Origin of the sequence: Paraburkholderia mimosarum LMG 23256 = NBRC 106338 (assembly GCF_000739815.1) — a bacterium.
Classification (GTDB): domain Bacteria; phylum Pseudomonadota; class Gammaproteobacteria; order Burkholderiales; family Burkholderiaceae; genus Paraburkholderia; species Paraburkholderia mimosarum.
The window spans coordinates 25582-32793 of record NZ_BBJJ01000071.1 but is presented as its reverse complement, the minus strand read 5'-3'; the positions used below and the strand labels follow the sequence as shown (position 1 = coordinate 32793).

5 protein-coding genes and 1 pseudogene are annotated in these 7212 nt (G+C 64.2%); 5 read left to right on the top strand and 1 reads right to left on the bottom strand.

Going from position 1 to position 7212, the window contains the following annotated elements; genetic code table 11:
- A pseudogene (locus tag BMI01S_RS30470) lies at positions 1 to 311 on the top strand (amino acid:proton symporter); the annotation flags it as partial.
- Between the two features lie 96 nt (positions 312 to 407).
- On the opposite strand, the gene BMI01S_RS30465 reads toward BMI01S_RS30470, so the two are convergent.
- The gene (locus BMI01S_RS30465; RefSeq protein ID WP_036046384.1) at positions 408 to 1124 is read right to left on the bottom strand and encodes a TetR/AcrR family transcriptional regulator; all 717 of its coding nucleotides are present in this window, start codon (positions 1122 to 1124) and stop codon (positions 408 to 410) included.
- A gap of 357 nt (positions 1125 to 1481) precedes the next feature.
- Between BMI01S_RS30465 and BMI01S_RS30460 the strand changes: the two genes are divergently transcribed.
- From BMI01S_RS30460 to BMI01S_RS30445, 4 genes are all read left to right on the top strand, one after another.
- Positions 1482 to 2747 (top strand): Zn-dependent hydrolase, encoded by a 1266-nt coding sequence (locus BMI01S_RS30460; protein WP_028232296.1) that lies wholly within the window; start codon positions 1482 to 1484, stop codon positions 2745 to 2747.
- Positions 2748 to 2882: 135 nt separating this feature from the next.
- The gene (locus BMI01S_RS30455; protein ID WP_028232295.1) at positions 2883 to 4277 is read left to right on the top strand and encodes an NAD(P)-dependent oxidoreductase; all 1395 of its coding nucleotides are present in this window, start codon (positions 2883 to 2885) and stop codon (positions 4275 to 4277) included.
- Positions 4278 to 4338: 61 nt separating this feature from the next.
- On the top strand, positions 4339 to 5616 hold the full coding sequence (preA, locus tag BMI01S_RS30450; RefSeq protein ID WP_028232294.1) for an NAD-dependent dihydropyrimidine dehydrogenase subunit PreA: 1278 nt from the start codon (positions 4339 to 4341) through the stop codon (positions 5614 to 5616).
- 54 nt (positions 5617 to 5670) lie between these two features.
- On the top strand, positions 5671 to 7173 hold the full coding sequence (locus BMI01S_RS30445; RefSeq protein WP_036046374.1) for an NCS1 family nucleobase:cation symporter-1: 1503 nt from the start codon (positions 5671 to 5673) through the stop codon (positions 7171 to 7173).
- Positions 7174 to 7212: the final 39 nt, after the last annotated feature.

Sequence of the window (7212 nt, the reverse complement as noted above, 5' to 3'; positions counted from 1 at the left end):
TCCTGCTGATGGTCGTGGCGCTGCCGGTGTACTTCTACTTCCAGGGCAAGCAGGGCTATGAAGGCTGGGGCCAGGATCTGAAGGCCGCGTGGTGGCTGTGCGCGTACCTGCCGATCATGGCGCTGCTCTCGCTGATCGGCAGCAAGCAGTTCGGCGGCAGCGGGCTGCTTCCGTACGGCTGGGACATGCTGGTCGTCGCGCTGTTCTCGCTCGTGTTCTATTACTGGGGCGTGAATTCGGGTTACCGCTCGCCGTACCTCGCGGAACGCCAGGAGCACGACGAAGTGCTCGAAGGTATGGCCGTGCATTGAGCGTCTGTCCAGCGCGCCGCGCAAAACTGAAAGCCCGCCTGAAGCGATTCAGGCGGGCTTTTTTGGTTTTGGCTCCGCGCAACGGCGCGCGGCGGTTTATTGCCCAGGCGAGCGCGCGCCGCTCGCACGCAAAAGCAGTTTCACCACCTCCTCGGTGCTTGCCTCGAAACCCGCCGCCGAAAGCGCGCGCTTGCCCGAGAGCGCACGAATTTGCGCCTCGAAATCGGCATAGTGCTGCGTGGTCGCCCAGATCATGAAGAGCAGCGTTTTCGGATCGACGGGCGCGAGCAATCCTTCGGTAATCCAGTGCTCGATCAGCTTCACGCGCGTTTCCATCCACGGCTTCACGCGCTCGAGCAGGATGTCCTGCATATGCGTCGCGCCGCCGATGATCTCGTTCGCCCATACCTTCGAGCCGAGCGGCCTGCGCCGCGAGAGCGCCATTTTCGCGCGCACGTAACCGCCGATCGCCACGACCGGATCGTCGCTCGCGTCGAAGGTGTTGGCGGCCGCGTTCCATTCCTCGAACACGTCGTCGAGCACACGCCAATAGAGCGCGAGCTTGGTTGGAAAGTAGTAATGCAGATTGGCTTTCGGCAAGCCCGCGCGATCGGCGATCAGCGCCGTGCTCGCACCTTCGAATCCGCGTTCGGCGAACACGGCCTCCGCGCAGGCGAGCAGATGCGACTCGTTCGATTCGCGAATGGCGGCTTTGCGGCGCGGCTTGTGCGCCGCGTCAGAGGGTCCCTGCTCGTGCGCCGGGCCGCGCATCGCGTGGGTGGCGGATCGCGAATTGGGATCGTCGTCGCGCATCATGGTCGGTCCGTTCAGAAGGAAAGCGGCTGCGCGCAGCATTTGCGCCCATGCCGGCTTCATTGTAGTCACGATGTAAGCGCCACGTGCATTCGCCAGCCTCGGGGAAAACGCGTGGGCAAGCGGTGTGCGCATCGCGCACTGCAACATCGATGGCACGCTTCTCGCTCGTAACACCGCATTGAATTCGCGAAAATTATCGTCTACAACCTGTCCAATCGGACAGGATTCGAAGAGCGGGGTTTCGCGAACCGCACAGCGCCATCGAAGCGCGCACCGTTGTGGCGCTTCACGCCCAATCCGGTGGCATAGGGCGGCATGAATGCACGTTTGACGAACACGGACAGGAGAACACGCATGAACGCAGTAAGCGAAGCCGCGCTGACGACCGCGATCCATGTGAACGGCCAGCGTTTGTGGGACAGCCTGATGGAAATGGCGAAGATCGGTGCCACACCGAAGGGCGGCGTGTGCCGCCTCGCGCTCACCGACCTCGACAAAGCGGGGCGCGATCTCATCGTGCAATGGGCGAAGGAGGCGGGCTGCACGGTGAGCGTCGATCAGATGGGTAACGTGTTCATGCGCCGCGCGGGGCGCAACAACGACCTGCCGCCCGTGATCACCGGTTCGCACGCGGATTCGCAGCCCACCGGCGGTCGCTTCGACGGCATCTACGGCGTGCTGGGCGGGCTCGAGGTGATCTGCTCGCTCAACGATCACGGCATCCAGACCGAGCGCCCCGTGGAAACCGTGATCTGGACAAACGAGGAAGGCTCGCGCTTCGCGCCGGCCATGGTCGCATCCGGCGTGTTTGCGGGCGTCTTCACGCTCGACTATGGGCTTTCGCGCAAGGATATCGAAGGCAAGACGATCGGCGAGGAATTGCAGCGCATCGGCTATGCGGGCGAACTGCCGTGTGGCGGACGCAAGATTCATGCGGCGTTCGAGTTGCATATCGAGCAGGGGCCGATACTCGAAGCCGAGAACAAGACCATCGGCGTCGTGACGGACGCGCAGGGCCAGCGCTGGTACGAAGTCGTGCTCACCGGCCAGGAAGCGCACGCGGGGCCCACGCCCATGCCGCGCCGCCGCGATGCGCTGCTGGGCGCCTCGCGTGTCGTGCAGCTCGTGAACGAAATCGGTTTGCGCCACGCGCCGCTTGCCTGCGCGACGGTCGGGATGATGCAGGTGCATCCGAATTCGCGCAACGTGATTCCGGGCCGCGTGTTCTTCACCATCGATTTTCGTCACCCGCAGGACGACGTGCTCGCGCAGATGGACGCCGAATTGCGCGAAGGCATCGCGAGGATTGCCGAGCAAGGCAAGCTCGAAACCCAGCTCGAGCAAATTTTCTATTACGCACCCGTGCCGTTCGACAAGGCCTGCGTGAATTCCGTGCGCGCGGCGGCGGAGCGCTTTGGCTACTCGAACCGCGATATCGTTTCGGGCGCGGGCCACGATGCCTGCTATCTCGCGACGGTCGCGCCGACCTCGATGGTGTTCGTGCCGTGCATAGACGGGATCAGTCACAACGAAATCGAGGACGCGACGAGCGAATGGATCGAGGCGGGTGCGAACGTGCTGCTGCACGCGATGCTCGAACGCGCGAGCGAACCCGGCTGACGCCCTTGACGCAAACATAGTCGCAAAAGCAAGCGGTCCAGGAGCCGCGCTGTCTCTCCAGTTCTCCCCACGTACCGGTTGCGCGCCTCACGCGCAGCCGGCGGACCCGTGTTTCGTCTCGCAAGGAGCATCCGGATGTCCCAGCCCACCTCGAATGCCGCCGACGGCATCGCCCCAGGCCGCCTCACCGCCGAGCAGCTAGGCTGCAATTTTGCCGACGTCGCGCCACCGCTGTCGGCCAACGCGGCTGTGATAGCCGCCGATCGCTGCCACTACTGCTACGATGCGCCGTGCGTCGCGGCCTGCCCGACCGGCATCGACATTCCGGGTTTTATCCGCAAGATCGGCAACGGCAATCTCAAGGGTGCGGCGCGCGACATCCTGAGCGCGAACCCGCTGGGCGGCACGTGCTCACGCGTGTGCCCGACGGAGATTCTTTGCGAAGGCGCGTGCGTGAGAAATCATCAGGATGGCGAACCAGTGCAGATCGGTGCGCTTCAGCGCCATGCCACCGACTTCCAGATGGCGCGCGAAGCCACCGGCGCGCCCGCGCTCTTCAAACGCGCCAGCGAGACGGGCCGGCGCGTCGCCGCGGTCGGCGCTGGCCCGGCGGGTCTTGCCTGCGCCCACACGCTTGCGCTCGCCGGGCATCGCGTGAGCGTGTTCGATGCGCGCGAAAAGCCGGGCGGCCTCAACGAATATGGCATCGCGGCGTACAAGGTCGTCGACGACTTTGCGCAACGGGAGGTGCAGTGGCTCCTCTCCATTGGCGGGATCGAGTTGCGTCAGGGTCAACGGCTCGGCCGCGATGTCACACTTACGGAACTGCGAGCCGCGTATGACGCGGTGTTCATCGGCGTGGGTCTCGGCGGCACGCATGCGCTCTCCATTGAAGGCGAAACGCTGGATGGCGTGCTCGACGCTGTCGAATTCATCGCACGCCTGCGCGAAGCCGACGATCTTTCGACATTGGGCGTGGGGCGCAAGGTGGTGGTGATCGGCGGCGGCAATACGGCGATCGACGCTGCCGTGCAAAGCCGCAAACTGGGCGCGGAGCAGGTGACGCTCGCGTATCGCCGCGGCGCGGCGCAGATGAGCGCCACGTGGGTCGAGCAGGAATTCGCACGCGCACAGGGCGTGGTGCTGGTCGAATGGATGAAGCCGCTGCGCATCACGGGCGAGTGCCATGTGCAAGCCGTTGAGTTCGAGCGTACCGCGCTCGATGCGGGCGGAGCGTTGCACGGCACCGGCGAAATCGTGCGTGTGGAAGCCGATATGGTGTTGAAAGCCATTGGCCAAAAGCTCTTGCCCGAAGGCCTGACTGGCCTCGATGCGCTGCAGCTCACCGCGGGCGGTGCGCGCATCGCGGTGGATGCGAATGGCGCGACGTCCATCGAGGGCGTATTCGCGGGCGGCGACTGCGCAGGCCACGGCGCAACGGACCTCACCGTGCAGGCCGTGCAGGACGGCAAGCTCGCGGCGCATGCGATCGACCGCTACCTCGCGAGTCAATCTGCCAGAGCCGCATGAACGCGCCGTTCGAACCGCGCGAAGCACTCACCGAATCCAGACCATACGAAGGAGTCGCATCATGGCCGACCTGCGCTGCACGATTGCCGGCATCGAATCGCCCAACCCGTTCTGGCTCGCCTCGGCGCCGCCCACCGACAAGGCATACAACGTGAACCGCGCCTTCGAGGCCGGCTGGGGCGGCGTGGTCTGGAAGACGCTGGGGCTCGACCCGCACGTGGTGAACGTGAGCTCGCGCTACGGTGCCACGACGTGGCGCGGCCAGCGCATCGCGGGTCTCAACAACATCGAGCTCATCACCGACCGGCCGCTCGACGTGAACCTCAAGGAAATCGCTCAGGTCAAGCGCGACTGGCCCGACCGGGCGCTCATCGTCTCGCTGATGGTGCCGTGCACCGAGCAGGACTGGAAATGGATTCTGCCGCAGGTCGAAGACACCGGCGCCGATGCGGTGGAGCTCAACTTCGGCTGCCCGCATGGCATGAGCGAGCGCGGCATGGGCGCGGCCGTGGGCCAGGTGCCGGAGTACATCGAAATGGTCACGCGCTGGGTGAAGGAGGGCACGCGCCTGCCTTGCCTCGTGAAACTCACGCCTAACGTCACCGACATTCGCCACGGCGCGCGCGCGGCGATGAAGGGCGGAGCGGATGGTGTCTCGCTCATCAATACGATCAATTCGATCGTGGGCGTCGATCTCGACGTGATGGCGCCGCTGCCCACCGTGGACGGCAAAGGCACGCATGGCGGCTATTGCGGTCCCGCCGCGAAGCCCATCGCGCTGCACATGGTTGCCGAGATCGCACGCGACCCGCAGACGCAAGGTTTGCCCATTTCCGGCATCGGCGGCATTTCCGATTGGCGCGACGCCGCCGAATTCATCGTGCTGGGTGCGGGAAGCGTGCAGGTCTGCACCGCGGCGATGCACTATGGATTCCGGATCGTCAACGACATGATCGATGGATTGTCGAACTGGATGGATGACAAAGGCTACGCCAATCTGGACGCGATACGCGGCCGCGCCGTGCCCAACGTCACCGACTGGCAATATCTGAACCTCAACTACGACATCAAGGCGCGCATCGATCAGGACCGCTGCATCCAGTGCGGCCTGTGCCATATCGCCTGCGAGGACACCTCGCATCAGGCGATTACCGCCACGCGCGACGGCGAGCGCCACTTCGAGGTGGTCGATGCGAATTGCGTCGGGTGCAATTTATGCATGCATGTGTGCCCGGTCGATCAATGCATCACGATGGAGCGCGTCGACTCCGGCCGATACGCGAACTGGACCACGCATCCGAATAACCCGGCGCGCGTGGCCGATCCAGAAGCCGCCTGACACATTAGAGCCGAACCGAACCACATCAACGACAAGTCACGGAGAACCCCAACCATGAGTCAGCCATTGGCAGTCGACGCTTCAACGCGGCGCACCGAAAGCGAGTTATACAACGACGACCTGGCGCCGACGGGCACTGCGCAGCGCACGTGGCGCTGGTATCACTTCGCGGCGCTGTGGGTAGGCATGGTGATGAACATCGCCTCGTACATGCTCGCGGCGGGGTTGACCGAGCAGGGCATGTCGCCGTGGCAATCCGTGCTGACCGTGTTGCTCGGCAATCTCATCGTGCTCGTGCCGATGTTGCTGATCGGGCACGCAGGGACGAAGTACGGGATTCCGTACGCGGTGCTGGTGCGTTCCTCGTTCGGCACCCAGGGCGCGAAGCTGCCCGCCATGCTGCGCGCCATCGTGGCATGCGGCTGGTATGGCATTCAGTCATGGCTCGGCGGCAGCGCCATCTATACGCTCGCCAACATCCTCACGCACAACGCGCTCGTAGGCGACGCGCTGCCGTTTCTCGGCATCTCGATCGGTCAGGGCGCGTGCTTCCTGGTGTTCTGGGTGCTCCAGCTCTATTTCATCCTGCACGGCACCGACTCGATCCGCTGGCTCGAAAGCTGGTCTGCGCCGATCAAGGTCGTGATGTGCGCAGTGCTGGTTTGGTGGGCCTGCTCGAAGGCGGGCGGCGTGGGTTCGATGCTGTCGCAACCATCGCAGTTCGCAGCCGGCGGCAAGAAGGCGGGCCTCTTCTGGGCGACGTTCTGGCCGAGCCTCACGGCCATGGTGGGCTTCTGGGCCACGCTGGCGCTCAACATTCCCGACTTCACGCGTTTCGCGAAGACACAAAAGGACCAGTTCGTGGGCCAGGCCATCGGTCTGCCCATTCCGATGGCGCTACTCTCGGTGGTTTCCGTGGTCGTGACTTCGGCAACCGTGGTGATCTATGGCAAGGCCATCTGGGATCCCATCGATCTCACCAGCCGCATGGAAGGCGTGGGGGTGGGCATCGCGCTCGTCATCCTCACGCTGGACACGATGTGCTGCAATCTCGCCGCGAATCTCGTCGGCCCGGCCTATGATTTTTCGAGCCTCTGGCCCAAGGCGATTTCATACAAGACGGGCGGCCTCATCACCGCGGGCATTGCCATCGTGATGATGCCGTGGAAGATTCTCGCCACCACGCAGGGCTATATCTTCACCTGGCTCGTCGGCTATTCGGCGCTGCTCGGCCCCGTGGCCGGCATTCTCATCGTCGATTATTTCCTCGTTCGCGGCACGCGCCTCGATACGGCGCAGCTCTTCGACGAAAACGGCGAATACGCCTACTCGAACGGCTGGAATCCGGCTGCGGTGATCGCGCTGCTCGCAGGCGTGCTGCCCAACCTGCCGGGTTTTCTCAACACCGCGTTCCCGAATGTATTTCCGTCCGTGCCCGACGCGTTCAAAAGCATTTACACCTATGCGTGGTTCGTCGGGCTCGCCATCGCGGCACTCGTGTACGGCGTGATGATGAAGCTCGGCAAGAGCCGGCGACCGAGCGTCGCGAGCGCGTGAGCCGTGGCACGTGAATTCGTCTAACTGAAGGAGACTTGG